The sequence below is a fragment of the Bacillus sp. AFS002410 genome (genome assembly GCF_002556365.1).
Classification (GTDB): Bacteria; Bacillota; Bacilli; order Bacillales; family Bacillaceae_G; genus Gottfriedia.
Map to the genome: position 1 here is coordinate 13,685 of NZ_NUEU01000017.1, position 24,307 is coordinate 37,991.

Annotated in this window: 9 protein-coding genes and 1 pseudogene; 7 read left to right on the plus strand and 3 right to left on the minus strand. The window is 35.7% G+C overall.

The genetic code is table 11. The features are described 5' to 3' along the window. Window positions 1–52: 52 nt before the first annotated feature. Window positions 53–358: pseudogene (locus CN692_RS12030) on the minus strand (IS3 family transposase); the annotation flags it as partial. A 467-nt stretch (window positions 359–825) separates the two neighbouring features. Here CN692_RS12030 and CN692_RS12035 point away from each other — a divergent pair. From CN692_RS12035 to CN692_RS27185, 3 genes are all read left to right on the plus strand, one after another. Further along, complete coding sequence (locus CN692_RS12035) at window positions 826–4,920, plus strand: S8 family serine peptidase (RefSeq protein ID WP_098119407.1); 4,095 nt, start codon at window positions 826–828, stop codon at window positions 4,918–4,920. A gap of 605 nt (window positions 4,921–5,525) precedes the next feature. Further along, window positions 5,526–6,194 (plus strand): response regulator transcription factor, encoded by a 669-nt coding sequence (locus tag CN692_RS12040; protein WP_098119408.1) that lies wholly within the window; start codon window positions 5,526–5,528, stop codon window positions 6,192–6,194. A gap of 112 nt (window positions 6,195–6,306) precedes the next feature. Beyond that, window positions 6,307–6,486 (plus strand): hypothetical protein, encoded by a 180-nt coding sequence (locus CN692_RS27185; RefSeq protein ID WP_098119409.1) that lies wholly within the window; start codon window positions 6,307–6,309, stop codon window positions 6,484–6,486. A 470-nt stretch (window positions 6,487–6,956) separates the two neighbouring features. On the opposite strand, the gene CN692_RS12050 is transcribed toward CN692_RS27185, so the two are convergent. After that, a complete protein-coding gene (locus tag CN692_RS12050) occupies window positions 6,957–10,415 on the minus strand; it encodes a S8 family peptidase (protein ID WP_098119410.1) in 3,459 nt (1,152 codons plus the stop codon). A gap of 1,003 nt (window positions 10,416–11,418) precedes the next feature. Here CN692_RS12050 and CN692_RS12055 point away from each other — a divergent pair. From CN692_RS12055 to CN692_RS12065, 3 genes are all read left to right on the plus strand, one after another. After that, window positions 11,419–13,701, plus strand: coding sequence for a S8 family serine peptidase (locus CN692_RS12055; protein WP_098119411.1), 2,283 nt, complete (start codon window positions 11,419–11,421; stop codon window positions 13,699–13,701). A gap of 176 nt (window positions 13,702–13,877) precedes the next feature. Beyond that, a complete protein-coding gene (locus CN692_RS12060) occupies window positions 13,878–14,462 on the plus strand; it encodes a dockerin type I domain-containing protein (protein WP_142317362.1) in 585 nt (194 codons plus the stop codon). 651 nt (window positions 14,463–15,113) lie between these two features. Then, window positions 15,114–18,677 carry a S8 family serine peptidase gene (locus tag CN692_RS12065; protein ID WP_306659831.1) on the plus strand — a complete coding sequence of 1,188 codons (3,564 nt, stop codon included), beginning with the start codon at window positions 15,114–15,116 and terminating at the stop codon, window positions 18,675–18,677. Window positions 18,678–18,863: 186 nt separating this feature from the next. Here CN692_RS12065 and CN692_RS12070 read toward each other — a convergent pair whose 3' ends face one another. After that, entirely contained in the window at window positions 18,864–19,751 is an 888-nt protein-coding gene (locus CN692_RS12070; protein WP_179865588.1) for a LysR family transcriptional regulator, read from the minus strand. Window positions 19,752–20,086: 335 nt separating this feature from the next. Between CN692_RS12070 and CN692_RS12075 the strand changes: the two genes are divergently transcribed. Continuing rightward, window positions 20,087–24,301 (plus strand): S8 family serine peptidase, encoded by a 4,215-nt coding sequence (locus CN692_RS12075; protein WP_179874428.1) that lies wholly within the window; start codon window positions 20,087–20,089, stop codon window positions 24,299–24,301. The last annotated feature ends 6 nt before the right edge of the window (window positions 24,302–24,307 follow it).

Below are 24,307 nucleotides of genomic sequence, written 5' to 3' on the forward strand. Positions count from 1 at the left end.
ACCACAAGATAAAAAATTGAAGTGAACCCAAAAAGTTAGACACATAATTTAATTACGCTGCTTGGGAGGATTTGACCCTGTATTGTACAGGGCTCAATCCTTTTAATTTTGTCTTAATTCGTTTGTGATTGTAGTAGTGGATATACTTTTCTAATTCTAAAGTAAAATCTTCTATACTCTTAAATTCATGAAGATAAAATAATTCAGACTTTAATAAACCAAAGAAGTTCTCCATAACTGCATTATCTAAACAGTTACCTTTTCGGGACATACTTTGGATGATTTTATTTTCTTTAAGTAGATACTGATATTGTTTCATTTTGTAATTCCACCCTTGATCTGAATGTAGGATAGGGGATTCATCATTTTTTATAACCATGTAAAATTTTATTTCTGAAGTATAGTAAAAAAGTTGTGATTTCATTATTGGAACAATTTATATAGTTCGAATTTATTAATAATAAAAAAATGATTTAGGACAATATTTAACCTTTTTTATTTAATAACATTATATATTTATATAATGTTTTTCATTCATGTTAATAAAGTAAGTATTTGTAAATGGTGAAAATAGTTAAGTTACAGCAAAATTAATAGGATTTTAACATTTTTAAATATTATAGAATACTAGTTAAAATTTGTTATGTAAAAAGAACTAGTATGATCATTTTTTTGAAAAGATGGAAATTAAAAAAATGTCAAATAAGAAAGACTAAATTGCTAATATTCTGATTATTAATTAGTATTAAGAACAGAAAGGGTGTAAGTTTTAAACGATATTTGTGACTAATAGACTATTTATTTTAGAAAGAGGTAAGGGGTTATATGAAAATATCAAATTTCACTTGGCTTGGTCGAGCTGTAAAAAGCACTGCAACAGCTGCTATTTTATTGGGAATACTAATTCCACCTTCACAAAATGGTACTGTTTCCGCTTCAGCTGCAACAAATTCAAAGGCTGAACAAATTTTGAATTCTTTAACACAAGAACAACGAGATGCATTAACGAAAATGGAAGCAACAGAAAACTATGGTCTGCAAGGATTTAATGAAAAAGATCTAAAGAGCGATAAGGAAACGTCTGTCATTGTCGAATTTAATTCCAAGCCAGAGGAACCAGCGATTCTTGAAGCTGCTATTAAAGAGAAGAAACTAACAAATGCTGAAGCGAAACGTAACATAGATCGTGAACATGACTCTTTTAGTACGGATTTAAAGAAAATAATGCCTGCATCAAAGGAGAAAAGCGGGAAATCCCCCTATAAAATTATGCGTAGTTTTAAAACTGCTTACAACGGAGTTTCTATTAAACTACCTGCCAACGAAGTTAAGTCTCTTCTACAATCTGATGCTGTAAAAGCTGTATATAAAAGTGCTACATTTACTGTCGAACCACCAGTAATTTCAGATACTACAGGAGAAAAAGATTCTACTAGAAATATTGAAAGTATACCATTTCTTGGAGTAGATAAGCTGCATGAGGAAGGTTTTACAGGAAAAGGTGTTAAAGTCGGAGTAATCGACACGGGTATCGATTATAACCATCCAGATTTAAAAGGTGCCTATAAAGGCGGATATGACTTTGTTGACAACGATAATGACCCTATGGAAACAACGTATGATGATTGGGTAAAAAGCGGTTCGAAACCACCAACAGAAGGGCAAGGTGCATATTATACAGAACACGGAACTCACGTATCAGGTACCATTGCAGGTCAAGCTAAAAACACTGGTGGTGTTGCTGTAGAAGGGATTGCACCTGACGCAGATCTATATGTATATCGTGTTCTTGGACCATATGGTACAGGGGTTTTAGATACTATTTTAGCTGGAATTGACAAAGCAGTCTCGGATGGAATGGATGTTATTAATCTTTCTTTAGGAACAAACATCAATGATCCATTTTACCCTACGAGTACAGCTATTAATTATGCAGTACTTAGCGGTGTAACTGCAGTTGTTTCTGCAGGGAACACCGGACCTAGTTCTTATACACTTGGAACACCGGGAACAGCTGCATTAGCACTTACCGTTGGGGCAAGCAGTACTCCGATATCGATCGCGAAATATACAGGGGTACTAAGCGGTGATTCAAACAAAACTTACGATTTAAGTAATCTTTATTCAAACTTTACAGAAGACTTACGATCATTTGATAAACAAACTTTAGAGATTGTTGATTTAGGTGTTGGAAATGTAAATGATTACACGAATAAAGATGTAACTGGAAAAATAGCCTTAGTTAGTACTGGAGTTATTGGAACACAAAACAAAGTTGTCTATGCAAAAGACCATGGAGCAATTGCAGTATTAAATTATAACAATATCCCAAATGCAGGACCATTAGAATATGTTAGAGATGAACAAAACTTTGTTCCTACATTTTCGCTTAGTTATGAACAAGGACTAGATTTAATTACACAATTAGCTGCTGGTAATAACAAGATGACTTTCAACAATTTTAAAGAAGAATATACAAAAGGTGACGAACTGGCTTATTTCAGCTCCCGTGGACCTTCTCGTAAAAATTATGATATAAAACCAGAAATTACAGCGCCTGGTGTAAGTGTTTTATCAAGCGTGCCTGCTTATGCGATTTGGCGAAATGACTCAACAAATTATAAATATGCTTATAACCGAATGTCAGGTACATCAATGGCTGCTCCACATGTAACTGGAATTGCTGCTCTGCTACTTCAGGCGAATCCAAATCTTCAGCCAGGAGATATTAAAACGATTTTGATGAATACAGCTAAACCTATGGATGAAAGCAATAGTGTATTTGATGTAGGAGCAGGAAGAGTAGATCCTTATCGTGCTATTCATACAGGAATGATGCTTCAAGTTCAAGATGAAACGCCAATTCCTGTGAACGGAAAAGTAGTTATGATGAAAGATCAAACAGGCGGAATTAGCTTTGGAAGTCAATATGCTGATTCTAAACAGACTATCACTAAGAAATTAACATTCCAGAATCTTGATAACGAAACGAAAACGTTCAAGGTAGCAGTCAAATTTAAAACAGGTGCAAATGGTTCACTCGATGCGAAAGCTAACGGTGTCAAATTAGATGTGGCTCCACTTGTGGAGGTAGACGGAAAGAAATCGGTACCAGTTAATACTACACTTAAGATTCCGAATTCAGCAAATCAGGGGATATATGAAGGGGATTTAGTAGTTACAAATACAACAGACAAAAAGGATCAATATCGAATTCCATTCGGAGTTCGTGTCACAGGAGAAGGGTTTAACTCTACTTCCCTTTCTTCAAATGCAATCTCACCGCCGCATTTACATGTAAAACGTTCATTTAATACTACTACTAGTGTTGCATTGAATTTTAACTTGAAAGCTCCTATGAAAAAGCTTGATTTAGTTTTAGAAGACGGAAAAACTGGTCAGGATATTGGCTTTTTAGAAACAATTCCAATGGAAGATTCGTATGATAATACTAATTATTTTATTAGCAACGTTTTTGATGGTACTTATTATGCATTTACTGGAAAACCTGACAAGCCAATTTCTACTATACGGAGCTACGCAAAACCTGGACATTACCAGATAAAAGCGATTGGTACAAGTGAGCGAAATCATACTTTTACAACTTATAATGATGTGTATATCGATAATAATAGCCCAGACATTTCAACTAACTTAGACCAAAATGAATCACCAGTTATTGAATATCAACCAGGACAAAAATCAGTGCCTCTTCAAGTTAAAGTTAAAGATGAAGATGTGGAAAAATTGATGGTATCTGGATTGAACATAAATCAGTCTGTCAACAAGCTCAACTATTCAATTAATGGAAACTTTAATCCTGTCCTTCCAGTCGGGGCAGATGGAACTGTAAATCTAGATGTACCGATGAATGAATCCAATCCATTCTTACGTTTTACATTAAATGGACTAGACTGGGCGCAAAATACATCTGACAAGAAAAACTACTATTTTGTTAAAGCGGGTACACCGTACGGATATATAAAGACTGACAAAACAACCGTCAAAATGGGAGAAACAATATCTACAACCCTAGTTTTAAATAACATAGATAAGTTAAAATCAGCAGAGTGGACTCTTAGCAACATTGGCCAAAGCCTTGAAATCATAGACGCAAAGCCAAATAATGCACTAGCGAATTACGGCACAGCAGGTGTAACTGTTGAAACGATAGGCAATAATTCAATAGTAAAGTTGATGATGGATGGAACAAAGTCAGTGACTGGTAATATCCCAGCAATCAATCTAACTTTAAAAGCGAAGGATACAGCATTTGCAGTAAGTGCAGCAATTAATCCGACAGTTGCTTATTCAAATGAGTTAGGTAATCGAATTTCCATCTCTTCAGCGGGAATGGAATGGCAACTACAGCCTACATTCTCTGAATTATATGGCACGTTAAAAGCAAGTGGCATAGCATACAACGCTGATTGGACAAAACTTGGAGCATCAATTCAATTAATCGATGCTAACGGTAAGAAATATGATGGTACGTCTTCAATCATTAGTTATGGAGACTATCGTATTTCTAAGCTTCCTGTTACTGATAAACCATTTAGTTGGGAGTTCAAATTGCCAGGACATTTTATGATGAAAATCCAGCTTCCGATCGGGGTCGAGAAGAATGGCATAATTTGGGGACAACTTAGACAATACATTAGTGAATTTGCTGTTGCCGGTGATGTAAATCAAGATGATGTGATCGATGTAATGGATGCACTCTATATTCAAACATATTGGGGTACAAACAAACGTGCAGCGGATATTAATTTTGACGGAGTTGTCGATGCGAAGGATTTGACATATGTCGAACAAAATTACTTAATGCAAAATCCAACAAATAGTAATTCACCTACTCCGAAAAAGAAATATAAATCGCAGACGTTAGAGACGGTGAAGAGTGAACTTGGAATACAATAAAAAAGCGATTCTGTAAAACGAACTATAAAAGTTAAATAAAGTACTTAAATGTAATTTGAAAAATGATGTCACAAATGATTTGAAACATTTTAAAAGTATAGCCTAGATTATCCTCTTATAGTAGACACGAAAAAAAGCCTATCTGATAAAAAGGATGGGTAGTCTACTAAAGGGGATTATATTTTGTTGTATTAATACTAAATAATCAGCTAAGAATTTTATATTGATTTTGATAACAATTTATAAGATGCAATTTATAAAAGATAGTTTAGGTTTGGATAAATTCTCTGACACAACTATCTTTTTTTTATGGAAAATAAACCTACTAGATAATTATTTTTAGTGATTTTTAATGAGTTCTCATAAACAAAAAATGTAGATAGTAAGTTTGGAAACATTATAGTTCATTTTCTAATTCACGAAATTTGTCACATGAAAAAGTCTAGTTGGACCTAGTAAAATTCAATTGTGAAAATTGACCTTATATTGCTGTTATTATTGCAGGAACTATAGAATTCACTGTCATGAATAAGAATAACTTTATGAAAATGATTTAAGATAAAGAATTTTATATTAACTATGTTGTCTATAATTGGAGGTATACCATGAACCATATCTTAATTGTTGATGATGATCCCAGTATCAGGGAATTAGTGTCAATGCATTTGCAAAATGAAGGATTTGGTATTTTTAAAGCTTGTGATGGACTTGAAGCATCTGAAGTTCTTAAAAAAGAAAAAATCCATCTAGCTGTTATTGATATTATGATGCCGAATAAAAATGGTTATGAGCTGTGCGAAGAGATTCGTAGTTTCTATGATATTCCCATTATCATTCTTTCATCAAAAGACCAGTTACAAGATAAAGAAATAGGTTTCGAATATGGAGCAGATGATTACTTGGTTAAACCATTTGAACCAAAAGAATTGCAATTCAGGATCAAAGCGTTGTTACGCCGCTATAAAATGCTGAGTACAGAGTGTATTCATCTGAATCAAACAGTGATTAATCCAATGAGCTATGAAGTTAGTATTAATGGAAATATTTTTATTTTACCATTAAAGGAATTTGAATTATTATCCCAACTCGGAAGATATCCAAACCGTATTTTTACTAGAGAAGATTTGATTCAATTGATCTGGGGACCTGACTTTGATGGTGATGTGCGGACTGTTGATGTTCATATAAAACGATTACGTGAAAGATTCAGGATGAGAACGTCTGATTTTATGATTAAAACGATTCGTGGAATCGGATATAAATTGGAGGCTTAAATAAATGAAGTCTCTTTATTTGCAATTTGATTATTACTATTCAGAAAATCTTTCTGGTAGAGAAAAGCAAAGAGTAGCAATTGTAAGTGCTTGGATGAATGACTGAGAAATTATGCTATCTGACGAACCTACAGCCAGTCTTGATTCGAAACTAGATAGAGATCTGGATGTGTTGTTAGCAGAAGAGGTAAAGACTAGAGGAAAAGTAGCTATCATGTTTACTAACGATGAAAGAGTACTAGATTTATGTGATCGGATCAGACCATTCGAGACGGTCTGTTGTCAAAATTGAAATCTCGATCTATACATAGTTTTTACTACATAGCGATTGAGAATTAGTAATAATTTAATAGTAGGATAAACTTGACCCGTTATTGATTTATCAATAAGGGTTTTGCTTTGTAAAATAATTAAGCAAATATTTGGAAATGCGAACACAATGTGTATTTTATCGATAAAGCTGTGAACTTGGTTGATAAGGTTAATATTTCTTGAAATAATGGTGAAATTCGTTGGAATATAATGGAATCTCGTTAGCTTAGATGAAATAGATGTTAAATGCATTCGATAATTAAAAATAATTAGAACAGATTTTTTTATAATACATGAGTATCAAAAAGAAATGATTAAGTAAAGTTTTAAAAAACTTCGATGAGAAGGAAAAAAGAAACGTGTACGGAACCTTTCTCCATTCGGATCTAGTTCTATACACGTCTATGAAAAACGTAGGGGTGTCCTTATACTATTTTTTAGGGAACGGTTTTATTTATAACTTGGAATTCGAAAAGCACGAATCATAGTCTGACTAACTTTATTACCCGATTTATCTTCTGCTTTTAATCGGAGTGAAACGAATCCTCCTGAAGTGTGGTTAATAATTGTTTTTCCACTGTCTATAGTCTGAGCGAATATAGGATTCTGAGACCATGTCTTTCCGTCATCGAATGAGATTTCTACTGAAAGCTTAGTTAGCTTCACTTTAGCACCATCCTCACGATTAACGTCAAGGTTTAAGATGAAATCCGTATCTCTTCTTGTCACAGCATCAGCTCCATAAAAATCTCCATCTGCACGGATCATTAACAGCGGAAGTAGTGTAGTTTCACCTCCGGCTGGGCGCTTGGAGTGGAATGTCCATGTTGTTTCTGCTTGAGTACCTAGATCAGACCAACCAACTTGGCGAGTTGCAGTAGTTGTGACAGTATATTCAGAATCATCTGCCGGGACGATGACAGTTATTCCAACAGGGCTAGCTACCGAACCTGAACTGCCACCTGTACGTGTTACTGCTGTTGTACCGGTCAGCTTCGATGCCCCAGTATATTCAGTTAGTTCGTGTCCTTCTTCGCCGAATGAGAATAGTCGGTGACCGAAGGAGATTGTATCACCTGTTCGCCTGGATGGAAACAGCTCTAATCCACCGAAAGTTGACGCTGTAGAAGGGTTGACCGGGCCACGGTTCCATTCCACCTCGGATTTGCCTTTTTTCATAATTCGAGTGTCGTAGGTAACGCCCTGACCAGTTACACCATTCGTTACACTGTTAAGTACAATCATTCCCAACCAACTAATGTCTTTATCAGCGGTGTAGTACTCTATGCGATCAGCTAGTGGTGCTGCATCTACGAATTGGTGTTTATTACCAAGTCCGCCGCCACCCGGAAGTAAACTTTGTTCAGTACGGAAGAATTTCTCCACCTTTCCTTGGTCGTGGTATGTTGTGTGAACCTGTGCTAAGTCCTTATCGCGAACTTGGAAGCTTAGATCTGCTGGGATATTACCTTCACTATGGAAGACCAAATTGTAGAACCAGCCATTAGCGGTATACATCGGCACTTTGCCGTTAGCATCCCTTGGTACTAGTGTTGGTCTATACGCAAACTGGTAAATATGGTGCACTGGATCAGCAACCTTCACAGTTGGAGTAGCGAAAAACTCGGTGTCGTTACCGTATGTCGCAACGAATGCTTGTCGTGAGGACGAAATATTATTGCCCTCATCGCTAATGATTTGCGACTTATGGAACACTTCTGCGTGAACTCGTCCTGCATTGTCTTTGTCCACCTTTACCGTGATCGGTAGCGCGGTGCGTGCATCCAATATCACATTTTTATTTCCGTTCTTACTTACCAAAAAGTCTGGTCGAGTTGCAATTGTTGCCTTTCTGTGTCCTTTTGAATCAACCGATTCAATGAATGTATTGAAGTCGTAATGGCCAACAGGTAATCGCTGATTAGATACACCATCAGAGAAGTTCAGCTGAAAATTCTCGCCAGTATCTGAGTTAAACGCGATTCCTCTAACCGATGTCGGTGCATTGCCGTTCCGATCAATCGTGCGCACTGTCAAAGGATATGCTTCTATGTCAAAGTAAGCGCCAATCGCGGTATTCACAGAAGTTTCTCCAGCTGTTGCAGTCAAATACCCAGAGTAAGCTCCTAATTTTCCCACTTTAGACGGATCCACAGTTACTTCTAACGATGCTGTCCCTTTTGCTGGAACTGTAACTTTGCTGCTACTGAAATTGAACATCCCATCTGGTGCTGATTTGCCGTCTGGCCCAGCAACATTCGTTTTCAACTCCAGCGTAACATCAGTAGCGCTATCATTTCGATATGTCACCGTTCTGTTGACTTTCTCTGAAGAGTGAGGGAATGGAAAGCCAAGGCTGACACTGCCACTTGTTGCATATACATTCGTATTTGTTGCCCTAACTAGGTCGAGGCGTCCGGCACCTTGCCCATATACTGACACTCCGCTAAGAGGCTTAGCACTACTCATTAATGCTGCTTTTAACTGTGTAGCCGTCCAGTCGGGGTGCAGTTGCTTCATGATCGCAACAGCGCCCGTCACATGCGGTGCAGCCATCGAAGTACCACTCATGTTCGTGTACATGCTGTCAATTGGAGAACCTGCATTAGTCCCAGCAGCACGCGCAGCAATAATAGCTTGCCCTGGTGCGGTGATGTCTGGCTTTAGCGCTAGGTCACCTACTCGCGGACCCTGACTTGAGTAGGTAGATAACGTATCTGTCTTAGTGGAGCTAGCCACGGTCAGCGCGGCGTCCGCGGAACCTGGATTCCCTACAGTGAACGGCGCACCTGAATTACCTGCCGAAATAACGAACAATGTGCCAGTCTGTTCTGTCAATCTGTTCACAGCTTGAGAGATTGAGTCGGTGCCATCCGACGGATCACCACCGAGGCTCATATTAATAGCAGCAGGGTGTTTACTAGAAGCCCACTCCATGCCGGCAACAATATCGCTTTCCTCGCAGCTGCTATTGGTACATACTTTTCCAATTAACAGGCTAGTGTCCGGGGCAACTCCGCGGTACATACCGTCAGACGCAGCACCAGTTCCTGCGATGATGCTCGCTACGTGTGTACCATGACCCAAAGTATCTTTGGCTACTCCATTTGTGTCGGTGAAATCCTTCGCTTCGATAACTCGACCTGCTAGGTCGGGATGAGTAGCATCGTATCCTGAGTCGAGAATGGCAACAGTGGCGCCCTTTCCAGTGTATCCAGACGCCCAAACGGTGGGTGAACCAATTAAGTTATTGGCCTCAACGTCCTCAATATGGACTTTTCCATCCAACCAGACTTTCTTTACATTATTATCGAGTGTCAGTGTACTTGAGCCAGTAGTTAACTGTTTCCAAAGCTTTGCTGCTTCGTCATGATCGACATCTGCAGCAAAGCCGTGCAGACTTGGAAGATTACGATCGATATTCAGCGCACCCAGCGAGGAAGGATCAGAACTAGAAACTGCTGCGTCGTCCTTGTAGCCAACGATCAGTGGTAAAGAATCAGACTTTTCGTTCGTATACCCGTCTGCGATTAGCTGGTCGATATCAAACAGCCTCTCGTCGAGTGCTTTAGAGTCTACTAGTGGAACAGCGTCCATTGGAATGACGGTAGCGTTTTGTTTGCCGGTTTTATCACGAGTGACTGACTCATAAAAGTTGACGCCTTCTCGTCCTGGTGCAGGTTGGACGTTAAGCGATAGATTACCGTCCAGTGCTGTTGTAACCTCCACTTTGTCTCCAGTAAGTAATGTAACAGTCTTAATGTTAGTAGCCTGCCCTTTCTCTGAATCGACAGGTTTAATGCCAGAAATGTCAGTTTGTTCGGTTGTTTGTCCCAAAACTAAGCTGGGAATTAGCGCAAGCTGTAAACAGATTGTTGGGATGATAAGTGACTTTTTAATTGAACTCATTCCTTTCTAATGGTAAATTCATATGTTTGAAGAGTCGTAGAGGTAGGTTAATTTTAATGATTGATTAGCAACTTAAATCTTATGTCTAATAATTTCTCTTATAAACTGACTAAAGACAAAGTATAAAGATCAAGGTGAAAGTCTCGTTGTTTAATAGTTTGTTAAAAGTTAGTAAGGATAAATAGAATTACTAGACACTTTATAGGCTCCTTCCATTTTTTATAATCAAAAATATAGAATTCATTTATGAACGATATATGAACAAATGATTACAAATTGATTAAATAATTATAATGTTAAAAATATTCAAATAAATAATTGCACTATTAAATGATATGGGTAGTAGGTTTACTACGTATAAGAAGGTAGGAAAGAAATAGATAGAAAAGTATTCTAGGAAAAAGTAAGGTTTTAATTGAAACTAGGAATATTAAAAAATTCGTAAATTACAAAATGAATTTTATTTCGCCATCATAATGTTTCTAATTAATATTAGAGATTACGAAAAAAATTGACCTGTGACATATAGCTTAAGGTTAATTTTTTCCCGTATTATATAAGTTTTCCTTATATTACATAAGAAAAAATAAATTGTTAATATTCTGAAAATTACTTAATCTAAACTGGAGGAAAGTAGTCTATTTTAAAAACAAAATGGTTCCATGTTTATTCAGCTAAAATTTAGTTCCAAAAGATTTTTTTTGAATTTTAAACAACTACTTTTTATTTAGTTTAGATTGGAAGGTGTAAAAATTTGTAAAAAACAGCTAAGTGTTTCATTCAAATAAGATTATATTGTTGGCAATATTTTGATTATTCCTGTATTAGGGGAATGTTTAAAGGATTTACGTAATCTAAAAAAGTATATTTTCTTAATGAAAATGGAATGGCATTGGAAAAAAGCTCATTAAAAATGCGAAGGAACTTGAGTTAGTAGGTTTCTTCAATTCAGTAACTATTATTTTTTTAAACTGGCTAATCAATTCTTAAAGGAGATGGAAAGATGAAAAAGAAGTTCATTAAATTGAGCATTATAGCAGTTCTTACTACAAGTAGTCTATCGGCATTAAATTTTAGAGCGCCAAGTAGAGTGCATGCAACTACTCTTAATACAGAATCGATTTTAGCTAAACTTACACCAGAACAACGTAAATCTTTGCAACAGCTTTCAATAGTCGAGCAATCCGGACTTCACCTAGATTCGAGCGTGGATTTGGAAAGTGAGAAGGAGGTTTCAGTGATTGTACAATTCAAACATAAGCCGGATAAAGTTGCAGTACTACAATCGGCACTGCAAGGGGAACGCTTGTCAGAAACTCAAGCGAAGAAGGATGTAACTGCTGACCATGAGGCGTTCAAAAAGGATTTAATGAATGCTTTTAAAGTTCATGGAAAGAAAAAGATAGCATCTTTCGAAATAGAACAAACATACAAACATACTTTCAATGGCTTAGCGTTGAAAATACCAGCGAATATGATTAAGACTTTACAGAAATCTGAAGCTGTACAAGCGGTGTATAGTAATGTGCAAATGCAAATTGAACCACCATCAATTGAGACAGAGGATACTCAATTAGCCAATTCCCCTAAAATGGATGAAGAGGATTCTTTTCTTGGGCTGAAACAACTCCATGCGGAAGGTTATACGGGAAAAGGTGTGAAAGTTGCGGTTATTGATACGGGAATCGACTATAATCACCCTGATTTACAAGCTGCCTATAAAGGTGGATACGACTTTGTAGATCATGATAATGATCCAATGGAAACCACGTATTCAGATTGGAAGAAGTCTGGAAAACCAGAAATAAATGGTGGAATAACGTACTACACAGAACATGGTACACATGTATCCGGCATCATCGCAGGAAGAGGAACAAACGATAGTGACTACGCAACAACTGGTGTGGCACCCGATGCAGACCTATATGTTTATCGAGTACTTGGGCCTTATGGAAGTGGATCGATGGAAAATGTTTTAGCAGGAATTGATAAAGCAGTTTCAGACAGTGTAGATGTAATGAACTTGTCTCTTGGCTCAAATGATAGCGATCCACTGTTTCCAACAAGTATTGCTGTCAATAATGCGGTTCTTAGCGGTGTAACCGTTGTTGTAGCTGCTGGAAATTCTGGAAGTAGTGCATATACTTTAGGTTCTCCTGGTACGGCTGCCCTGGCTTTGACAGTTGGAGCAAGCAATACGCCATTTAAAATTGATACATTTAAAGGTTGCATTGAGAATGTATCGGCAGATTTACGCCTTATGGCCAAAAATTATGCTGATTACATATCTACTTTAAATGGCCAAACCCTTCCCATTGTAGATGTAGGATCTGGGAATTTACCTTACTATAATGGTAAAGATGTGAAAGGGAAAGTAGTGATTGCAAACAACAATCAATATTCGTTAGATTCTATCATCCAAAATGCTAAACAAAACGGAGCAGCAGCTGTTCTGATCTATAGTCTTATTAAGGGGCAAGGACATATCCAAAGTTATTTAGGAGAAGGCAAAAACTATTTACCAGCGTTTTCCTTATCAAATTCAGACGGAACCGCTATTTTACAAAAAATACGAGCAGGTTATACTTATTTTAATTTTGGAGAAATGGGACAAATCCAGGCGCAAGGAGATTTTTTAGCGGACTTCAGCTCGCGAGGTCCATCACGAGTTAATTATGATATCAAACCGGAAATCACAGCTCCTGGTGTAGGGGTTATGTCGACTGTTCCTTTTTATAAAAATAATCCTGATAACCCTTCCGATTATAAATATTCATACGAGCGTTTATCAGGTACATCAATGGCCACACCGAATGTATCTGGAATTGCTGCATTATTATTGCAAGCAAACTCAAAATTGAAACCGAATGATATAAAAGCTATTTTAATGAATACAGCACATCCGTTAAGTAACCCGTATAGTGTATTTGACGTAGGGGCTGGACGTGTAGATCCTTTAATGGCTATTCACTCAAGTATTGAAATCAAAGTTTCGGAAAAAACACCTATGATGATTCATGATAAAGTAAATCAGATTAAAGAAGAAACAGGTGCACTTAGCTTTGGAACAAAACTATTTAACAATAAAGATATAGTTGATAATCGTTCTGTTAAGATCGATAACAATGGAGTAGTAGCTAAAACTTTTGATGTAAGTGTGAAATTTCAAACCGATGTAAGAGGATCAAAAGATGGAGAGAAAAATGGTGTGAAATTGGCAACTGATCCTTCATTTACCATACTTGCTAATAGAAGCGTGAATAAGAATGTTTCGCTAATACAATAGATAAAGGTAGTATCAATGCCAATACAGTCATAAAACTTTTCTTTGATGGTACGAAAGAGATAACAGGGGATATTCCATTAGTAGATGTCACCGTTGAATTGCCAATTAGCACAAATATATATTATGATTCTACTATAAAAAACATGCAATCAACATTTACAAGCAGTGATGGGCAAGTGACAAAACCATTTACTGTCATTCCAAATATAAAGGTTTTACCTACATTCTCCAGAGTGAATGATTATTTAAAAGCAGAAGCGTTATCTAATAATATTGTAGATTACTCAAAAGCGGGAATAACTTTTAAAATTAGAAATACTCAAGAGAAAGAATTTACAAGTCCTATTGATCAGTTAGGATCTTTTGCTATCAATTTACCAGTTTCGAATGATGAATTTAGAGTAACCTTGGATGCTCCTGGACATTTTACAGCTACCTCAACTTTTACAGTTTTTGGTGATTTATATGGGACTCTTTATGGAAAGTCAAAACTTTTGGGTCTAGATGATCTAACTGCAGGAGACGTGAACAAAGATAGTGTCATTGATATCATGGATGCTGTGGCAATTCAAGTATATTGGGGAACAAATAAACGTAGCGCTGATATTAATTTTGATGGCAAAGTGGATGAGAAAGACCTGTTCTTTGTGGAAAAGAATTACATGAAGCAAAATGAAAAAATAGATAGTATACCAGAAACGCCAAAGAAAAAATACAAAGGAAAAACGCTTGAAGACATAAAAGAGGAATTAGGAGTATAATAAATTTTTGTAACATAAGGAAATATCAAATCATTAATAAATATATGTTCATATGAAGTGATAGAAGCTCAATCTTTTAGGTTGAGTTTTTTTTATTTTTTGACGCTATTCTAAAGAATTTTAGCTTTTAAGTATTTCAATTTTCGAGGCAAAAGTTGAATGGAATGGTCCGTAAATTTATTAGGAAAAAAGTAGTGATTTTTAGTTAAACAAACACGATCAAATAAGCGAACTTTAATAATGGATTAGATTTAATATTATTTTTTATAGAACTTTAATTGTATATTAATAAAATTTTAATTAAGTATTTGACTAGAAAGTAAAACGATAGACTTGGCTTAACTAAGTAGTTTTAAGATGAATATTATCATTCAATAATTTATCAATATTTTTAAATTTTTTAAAAAATAACTTGTGACAATTGTCTTAAGACAAATTTTTATCCCGAAATAAATAAGATTAACTTACCTTTCATTAAAAAAACTAAATTGCAAATATTCAGATAAATAACTAATCTTTTCTTAAGAGAGTGGTCGATTGTCAAAGCAAAAAGATTGTATGTTTGAACAGCTATCGTTCTTTTCCATATGAATTTTTGGTTTATTGAAAAAACTACTTTTTAAGAATAATAGATTGGAAGGTGTAGGAAAGTTGAAAAAAAAAAGTAAAGTTTTTCCGTACAAAGTCATTACATCTGTAGCATTATCGACAATGTTATTATCAACTCCTGTATTTGCAGAAGGAACACCAGATGAATCAGGAATTCCAAACGAATTGGGTCAAAAAGCCAATATCTCTGAAATATTGAAAAATGGCTTTTTAAGTAAAGAAGAATTGGCAAACGCTAAGGAAAAAGACAAATTTGGTTATGAAACGATGAAAGATAAACCAAATGAAGTATTAGCTGAATATAAGCCAAATGATCAAGTTAGGATGATCGTTGAAGTAGAAAATGCGACAGATTCAGCGAAAGATAACGAACAAACGAAAGAGAAAAAGGATAAGGCAATTCAGGACGATGTTATCTCTAAGCTTTCTAAAACGAAAACTAAGAAGACTATAAAACACCGTTTCTATAAAGGTTTTAATGGTTTTAGTATAGATACGCAGTTTAAGAATTTAGAAGAAATACAATCTATAGATGGTGTAAAGAAAGTTCATCTTGCAAGAACGTTCCAACCTTCTATGGCTGCAAGTAAAGAATTAGTACAAGCTCAAAAAGTATGGGAGTCATACGGATACAAAGGTGAAGGGCTTGTTGTCGGAGTAGTTGATTCAGGAATTGATTGGACTCATAAAGATATGACAATAACAGAAAAAGGAAAGAAACTGGAGAAATTAACGCGAGAAAACAGTGCATCTAAATTTAACGAAACTGCAGTTAATGAAACTTGGTACAGTGATAAAGTTCCAACTGGATACGACTGGGCGGATAATGATACAGATGTCATTCCACACGGCGCAAATGGAAATCCTCATGGTACACATGTATCCGGAACAATTGGTGCGAATGGTGATGAAGCAAATGATGGTGTACTTGGTATTGCACCTGGAGTCCAATTATTAGCAGAAAAAGTATTCTCTGATCAAGGCGGAGGAGCATGGGAAGATGACATTATTGCAGGTATTCAGCATGCAATGACGATGGGTGCTGATGTCATTAACATGAGTTTAGGTAGTGATGCGGGATGGGTAGGAGAAGACGATGACCTTGTTCAAAAGGCGATTCGTGAAGCTACTGAACAAGGGACGTTAGTAGTTGTAGCTGGAGGAAATGCAGCTTATAGTACGCAGAATAATCTTCTACCATGGTCTACTCAACCATTTGCAGAAAATCCAGATATTGGAACAGTTGGGCAACCTGGAGTAAGTCCGTATGCTTTATCAGTGGCTTCATATGAAAATACGAAAATTCATATGAATGCTTTACAATCCTCAGATGGATTTACTTTGCCGTATAGAAATTCATCGGGAATGCCGTTTTCTAATGCATTAGTACATGATCAAAGTTATGATCTTGTTTATGTAGGCGAAGGTACAACTGCAGACTTTAATGGGAAAGACGTGGCTGGAAAAATCGTCGTTGCAAAACCGATTCCACCAAATGGATATGGAAGTTATTCGTATATTCAAGGGGAAGCCAGAAAAAGAGGGGCATTAGCAGTAATCGTAGTACCACCATCAGCAGTAAAGGATTACCCGAATTTTGTCTTCAGTTCTTACTTTATTCCTTCAGCAACGACAGGTAAAGCTGTTGGAGATGCATTAATCCAAAAACTATCAAACGGACAAATCGTTAAAATGAAATCATCCATTGGGATTTATGTAGATAACCCAGATAAAGATACGATGTCCTATTTCTCATCTTATGGAGCTCCTTATACATTAGATTTTAAACCGGAAATTTCTGCTCCTGGTGGAAATATCTATTCGACAGTTCCTGGTAACCAATATGATGTGTACAGTGGAACTTCTATGGCAACTCCACATGTCGCTGGTGGTTCAGCACTTGTGCTGCAATCTTTATATGATAAAGGGCTTAAACACTCAGAAGAAGCTGCATTAAAAACTAAAATAGCATTAATGAATACGGCAAAGATCGTGCAAGATCCACGTACGAATAACGAAGTACCTTACTCTCCTCGTATTCAAGGGTCGGGCTTAATGCAAATCAAAAATGCGATTAGTACACCTGTACTTGTAACTAGGAAAAATACACCTTTAGAGCAAGCAGGAGCGGTTGCATTAAAAGAAATTAAAAATGATAGAGCGGTCTTCAATTTGAATGTGGAAGCACTTCAAAATCTTAAAACAAAAGAAGAATTAGAATATACTGTAAATGTTGATTTATTAACAGATGGAACAGAAACGAAAAATTTTGACTTCAACAATGATGGGAAATCAGATTATTCTAATGAATATTTAACGTTAAAAAGTAAGCGCGTCGAAGGAGCTTCCATCTATGTGAACGATGAAAAAATCACTGATGTACAAGGAGCCGCATTAAAGATAAAACAAGGACAAGAAAAAAATCTAAAAATAGAAATTCGACTGCCAAGAACTTTAAAGAAAGATGCTTTTTTAGAGGGATTTGTACGTCTTGTGCCAACCGGAAAAAACAGTAGTTTGGCTGTTCCATTAACTGTTCCTTATATGGGATACAATGGCGAATGGGACCAACCAAAAAATATTGATCCTGTTGCTTGGGATAATGATGCTTTCTTAGGATATACAGCACTTTGGGATGATATGACGGAAACCCCAATTGGATATAACAGAGCAATCGGAGATTTTGATGTAGTAGATCATATGGCTGTTTCTCCAAATTCAGTTGCACCTGGTGTCTTCCCATCATTTACTGCTTTCCGTAACTTAAAAGAAACAGAAATGTACGTGGAAGATTCAAAAGGAAAGAAAGTAAATTGGCTTGGCAACTTAGGAGAGTATACTGAAAATGGTTCTCCACTAAAATTAAGAAAAAACAGCATGTTCTCTGGAAACTATTTCTACAAATTTGATGAATTTGATTTTCCAGATTATACATGGGATGAAACAGATGAAAAAGGCAATTTAGTACCTGACGGAAATTATAATTATGTTTTAAAAACTACATTAGATTATAAAAATGCGAAGCCACAAGTAGTGAAACTTCCGATTAAGGTCGATTCTGGACAAGTGAAGGTTACGGATATAAAAGTTGAACCAAAAGATGGTAAATATGAAATTTCATTTAAAGCAGCAGACAATAAAGGTGGTAGCGGTTATAAAGGAGCGATTCTTTTTGTTGATAATCAGTATTATGAAACAAAGATTGGGGAAACTTCTGTTCTAGTTCCAAACAATCCTAAGAGCATTGTCGTCATGGGAGTTGACTACGCTTATAACCAAAGCTACTCAGTATGGGGAGATCCTTCTTTTATTAACGAGAACATGGTCTTGACTTTCTTTAATGTATCTGGAACAAATGTAACTACTAGTACACCTGCTACTATTACCAGTTACGCGAATAATCGAGTGGATTGGAAAGTGTATGTGAAGGATGCGAATGGGAAAGTAGTTGATACAGCAGTGGTAGAAGATGAGCATACGTTACGCCTGAAATGGACTCCAGCTGAGAAGGTTCAAAGTGGCACTTATTATATCTCGGCTGATGTTGTTACAAAAGATGGATTTAAAATAACAACGACACCGAAAAAAATTACAGTAGTAAAGTAATAAATTAGTAATATAAGTCAATTTTTAAACGTACCCCGAAGTAGAGCTAAATAGAGCTACTTTGGGGTATTTTTGTTTATAAGTAAAGTAATAAGGATGTAAAAAAGGTAATAAGAGTTCCAAACCATTAGGTTGACATTTCTAAATTCCTGAATTATCATCTGTAATCATTATAGTGAAAAAATATTATAGATTAGTTTTTAAATAAGTAATGAAATTGTTAGCCGAATTAGAAAATTGTTTTTGTCTTAAACAAACTGCCCAAAACTCATTACTAATATAGGTGGACTTGGTTATTAAAGGGATTATTTTGATTGACCCATTAAGAACATCTACATCATTTTTTAATGTTATATTTCGTGCGAGAGCAATAGCTATGCCGTTTTTTACGGCTGAACGAATATTATCTGAATTACTAGAAATGAATAGGAATTTGTTTTTGTTAAAAATTAAGCGATGAAAATCTACAAATGAATTCATTTTATAAATAACTAACTGTTCGTTTTGTAAATCTTCAGGAGTAACTTCATCATAATGGTAGAAAGGTGATGTTTTTCCGACAAGAATGCAAAGCTGAGTACTGCATAACCATTCATACAATATATCGGATTCCTGACTTAGGGTTTGTTCAGTTGCTGGCAATAATGCAATATCTGGATGATCAGTTTTGATGAAATGTACTATCTCCGTTGGGTCAACTTCTTGAACATGGACATCAATATCTGGATAATCATTTTTGAATTTTAAAATGGATTCGGTAACGATATACGTGATTCCTGGAACACAAACTATCTTTAGTTCATTTTTGATTGAATTATTTTGAATTTTTATGCTCTGTTCTAACTTTTCTATTTGTTCTAATACCTTACTAGCAAGGTCAATAACGACTCTTCCTTCTTCAGATGGAATCGTTTTCGATTTTAACCGAATGAATAATTTGAAATTTATATTTTTTTCCAATTGGAGTATTGATTGACTGACTGCTGACGCAGATACATGAAGGTTTTTTGCTGCTTTCGTAATTGATTCTACTTTTGCAATTTCCACGATATACCTTATTTGTTCTATATTCATATATACCCCCATTTTTTGATTTCCCGTAATTTCTATGAGGCTATTAAAGCATATAAATTCTTTTTTGTATATTAGTTATTTCAATTCGTTCGTTACTAAATTTTAACTTATTTCATTATCTTGAAATATTAATGTGTATATTAAGTATGGCTTTATATGGAGTCCTGAATTCCTCGATTTACATAAAAAGATCAAGTAATTAGAATAAACACTAGATAAAGAGAAGGGGGATTATGCTGCTAAGATATTTCAGAATATTTTAAATGATTAGTCTTGATTTTGTTATTTTTTATTGATCGAATTTAGAAGGATAAGATTAAATGGGGTGTAAAAGCATGGAAAAGTTATTAAAGAAAAAGAATGTTTTAAAGAACATTACTGCGCTTACTTTAGGAGTAGGGCTAGTTACAAGTAGTTTTTCAGCTTCATATTTTAATTCACCATCTAAGGTTCATGCTACTACTCTATCAAACGCAGAAGCGATTTTAGCTAAACTAACACCAGAACAGAGACAAGCATTGGCAAAAATGAATACCGAAGATCAAACTGGGTTATTTTTAAATCCAGACGTTAATCTAGATAAATCGGATAAAGTATCAGTTATTGTTCAATTTAATCAAAAGCCTCATAAAGTTGCAGTTTTAGAAGCTGCATTAAAAGGTGATAATTTATCTGATGTAAATGCTCGAGGTTTAGTTGATTCAGATCATGTGACATTCAAAAATGACTTAACTAAATTGATTAAAACTGAAAAAAGTAACTCTTCTTCTTTTAAAATCAATCGTGAATATAAAAACGCGTTTAACGGTGTTGCAATGCAAGTTCCTGCAAATCAGATTAAAACGTTACTTAATTCAAAAGCTGTAAAAGCAATTTACAGTAATGATCAAGTTCATGTAGAACAACCTATAAGTGATACTAGCCCTTCTACTGAGGCTCGTGGACAAGGTATGGCTGCAGAAAATGCATATTTGAATATTAATAAATTACATGATGAGGGTTATACAGGTAAAGGTGTAAAAGTCGCGGTCCTTGATACAGGGGTTGATTATAATCATCCTGACATTACGGGTGCTTATAAAGGTTACCGTGCTCAGCCTGGTGTTGATCCTAAATCAATCGATATCAACTCAGTAAAAGGCTGGGATTTTGTCGATAATGATGCAGATCCGATGGAAACGACATATGCAGATTGGGTAAAAGCAGGAAAACCTGGAGATTCTGATGGTGCGGATTACTATACTGAACATGGAACGCATGTTTCTGGGACAATTATTGGACAAGGTAAAAATAATAGTGAATACGCAACAAATGGTATCGCTCCAGGTGCTGACCTTTATGTTTATCGTGTGTTAGGACCGGGTGGTAGCGGATCTTTTGATGGCATTATAGCGGGAATTGAAAAAGCTGTAACCGATGGAATGGACATTATGAATTTATCTCTAGGTGCAAATTATAATGATCCGATGTTCCCAACAAGTATCGCGATTAATAATGCGGTATTGAACGGAGTAACTGCAGTAATCGCAGCAGGTAACGCTGGTAATGGGATGTATACAGTTGGCTCACCTGGTAATGCGTCATTAGCACTAACGGTTGGAGCAAGCGATGTTCCAAATGTGATTGCTACAATGAAAGGTAAAATCGATGATTCTGCTTTTGACCTACGACTGATGGCTAAAGGTTTTAGTGATAATATCTCTTCGTTACAAGGTCAATCATTTCCAATTACTAGTGTCGGAACTGGTCAATCATTTGAATACTCTGGCTCGAACAAGCGAGTAGACGGAAAAATCGTACTCATTCAGAGAGGAACAAATACGATTAATGATAAAGTTTTACAAGCAAAAGAGCATGGAGCAGCTGCGATACTAATTTACAATAACAATCCAACGGAGGGGCATCTCCAAGTAAACTTAGGTGAGGGTACTGATTTTATCCCTTCTTTTTCTTTAACAAATGCTGATGGTCTATCATTAGTTCAAAAAATAACATCAGGTAATGCTCAAATTTCGTTTAGTGACTTAGGACAAATGACAACCGGTGGTGATAATTTAGCGGATTTTAGCTCACGTGGACCATCTCGTGTAACATATGAGATTAAACCGGAAATTACTGCGCCTGGGGTAAGCGTTTTATCAACGGTTCCAGGATTTCTTCATGACCATGAGAATCCGAATAATTATGAATATGCATACGAGCGTATGAGTGGTACTTCAATGGCGACACCAGCAACTGCAGGTATTGCAGCATTATTACTTCAAGCAAAACCGGACTTACAACCGGAAGATGTGAAAGCCATTTTAATGAATACGGCTGATCCATTAAGCAAGCCATATAGTGTATTCGAAGTTGGTGCAGGTCGAGTTGATCCGTATAAAGCAATTCATTCAAATATCGAATTGAAAGTTGAAGAAAAAACGCCAACTATTATTAATAATAAAGTAAAACAAATGAAAATTGATACGGCAGCATTAAGCTATGGAAATATAGCCTATAGCGGAAAAGATATTGTTGATACACGCTCTGTTACATTACTAAACAGAGGAGAAAAGGCAAAAACATTTAATGTTAGTGTTAATTTCCAATCTAATTTAAGAGGATCTAAGGATGCGGCTAAAAATGGTGTAACAGTCGATACAATTTCTACGATTACATTAAAAGGAATTAGTCAAAAGAAAACAAATGTATCACTTACAATTCCAAAAACAGCTGAAAAGGGAATCTATGAGGGGTATGTTGTGTATACAAATAAGGATAACCCTAATGAAACGTATAAAATCCCTTTCGGTGTTCACTATGTAGAGCAAGGTTTCGAAAGTATGAGTAATGATCGAGAATCCGTTACGACATCTTTAGCACCGGGTACACTGAAAGACAGACGGTTTTTAACAACATTGACACTTAAATCTCACATGAGGAATATTGATGTCATTGTATCTGATGCAAAAACAGGTGAAGATTTAGGGGTAATTGGATCAATGGATGGAATCGGAATAGATGAGGGAGTACCTAATACTATGACTCTATGGTCAGGATATTATTATCCATTCACTAGCGATCCAAATAATCCAGTGTCATCGAAATCTTATTCACCAAAAGAGGGGCAATATAAATTAAAACTAATTGGATACGATGATAATGGAAAAACATATACAATCTCTCAAGACTTCTTCGTAGACAATCAAATGCCTAAATATGATATCCATGTTGATGGTGAAAAAGAAGGTAATCCATTTATTGAGTTTAAACCAGATCAACAGTTTGTTGATATGACAGGATCGATCTCAGATAAAAATGTCGATGTAAGAAAAACAGCAGGATTTATTGCAGACCAATCACAAAATCAAATTTGGTATTACTATAATGGACTTTACCCAACAGCAAAACTAGAATTGGACAAGGATGGAAATGCAATAGACAAAATTGCGATGTTACCATCTCAAGCTTATTTACCTGTTTTGTTTGAAGGAATCGATGAAGCGACAAATAGTGCTGGTCAAAAACGATATATTTTTATTAAAGATGGTACGTCTTATGTTTACGGTCAACCAACAGGCCCAACAAGATTAAATCAAGTGATATCACATCCTGGTGACAGCGTCAAAATAACACTTACTGCCAATAACTTGAATAAAGTGATGAAAGCAAATTACAATTTTACAACAAATGATAGTGACACAAATATTATCGATATTTCCCTTAATCCAGAGGCGAAAAAACTAGGTGGTACAATAGTTGTTACTGCAACGAATCCATCAACAACAACGACTAAATCAGATGTAAATGTTACATTCGATGGAAGTAAAGATGTGTCTGGTGACGTACCGATGGTTGATGTAACACTTAAAATAACAAATTCAAATCAAACGTATTTTACTTATAGCTCAAGCTTTAACAAGGTGACTTCTACTTTCACAAGTATTGATAATGTAGTAACGAAACCACTTACTTATGTTGCTCCAATTGCTATTCTTCAAGATTTTTCACGAGTAGTTGGATATATCCAACCTGAAGGATTATTCGATTCAACTAATCAAGTTGATTCGTCGAAGGATGCAACGAAAATAGGTGCAAAAGTAACCGCAACTGATAGAAATGGAAAGAACTATGTAGGAACTATGGAGGCAAGTGGCCAGTTTACATTAGATGGATTGCCAGTTACAAAAGATGATTTTACACTTGTTCAGGACATTCCTGGTCACTTTACAACGTATGGTCATTTCGATGTTTACAACACAATTGATGACTCAATCTATGGAAATGCTACTAGAATCGGAACGGAAACAGTTGATCAAGCAGTAGCTGGAGATGTAAATAAAGATAATGTCATTGATATTATGGATGCGATAGCAATCCAAACATACTGGGATACAAATAAACGAAGTGCAGATATTAACTTTGATGGAAAAGTAGATGCAAAAGACTTTGCATTTGTTGAAAAAAATTACTTAATGCAAAATTCAACAATTACTAATCCACCAAAGCCTGTTAAAAAATATAAAGGTGAAACAATAGACAGTATTAAAAATGAATTAGGATTACAATAAATTGGT

Excerpts from the sequence above, each read along its gene's own strand:
- CN692_RS12070 (WP_179865588.1), bottom strand. The coding sequence starts at position 19,751 with ATGAATATAGAACAAATAAGGTATATCGTGGAAATTGCAAAAGTAGAA.
- CN692_RS27185 (WP_098119409.1), top strand. The coding sequence starts at position 6,307 with ATGCTATCTGACGAACCTACAGCCAGTCTTGATTCGAAACTAGATAGA.
- CN692_RS12040 (WP_098119408.1), top strand. The coding sequence starts at position 5,526 with ATGAACCATATCTTAATTGTTGATGATGATCCCAGTATCAGGGAATTA.
- CN692_RS12075 (WP_179874428.1), top strand. The coding sequence starts at position 20,087 with ATGGAAAAGTTATTAAAGAAAAAGAATGTTTTAAAGAACATTACTGCG.
- CN692_RS12055 (WP_098119411.1), top strand. The coding sequence starts at position 11,419 with ATGAAAAAGAAGTTCATTAAATTGAGCATTATAGCAGTTCTTACTACA.
- CN692_RS12035 (WP_098119407.1), top strand. The coding sequence starts at position 826 with ATGAAAATATCAAATTTCACTTGGCTTGGTCGAGCTGTAAAAAGCACT.
- CN692_RS12050 (WP_098119410.1), bottom strand. The coding sequence starts at position 10,415 with ATGAGTTCAATTAAAAAGTCACTTATCATCCCAACAATCTGTTTACAG.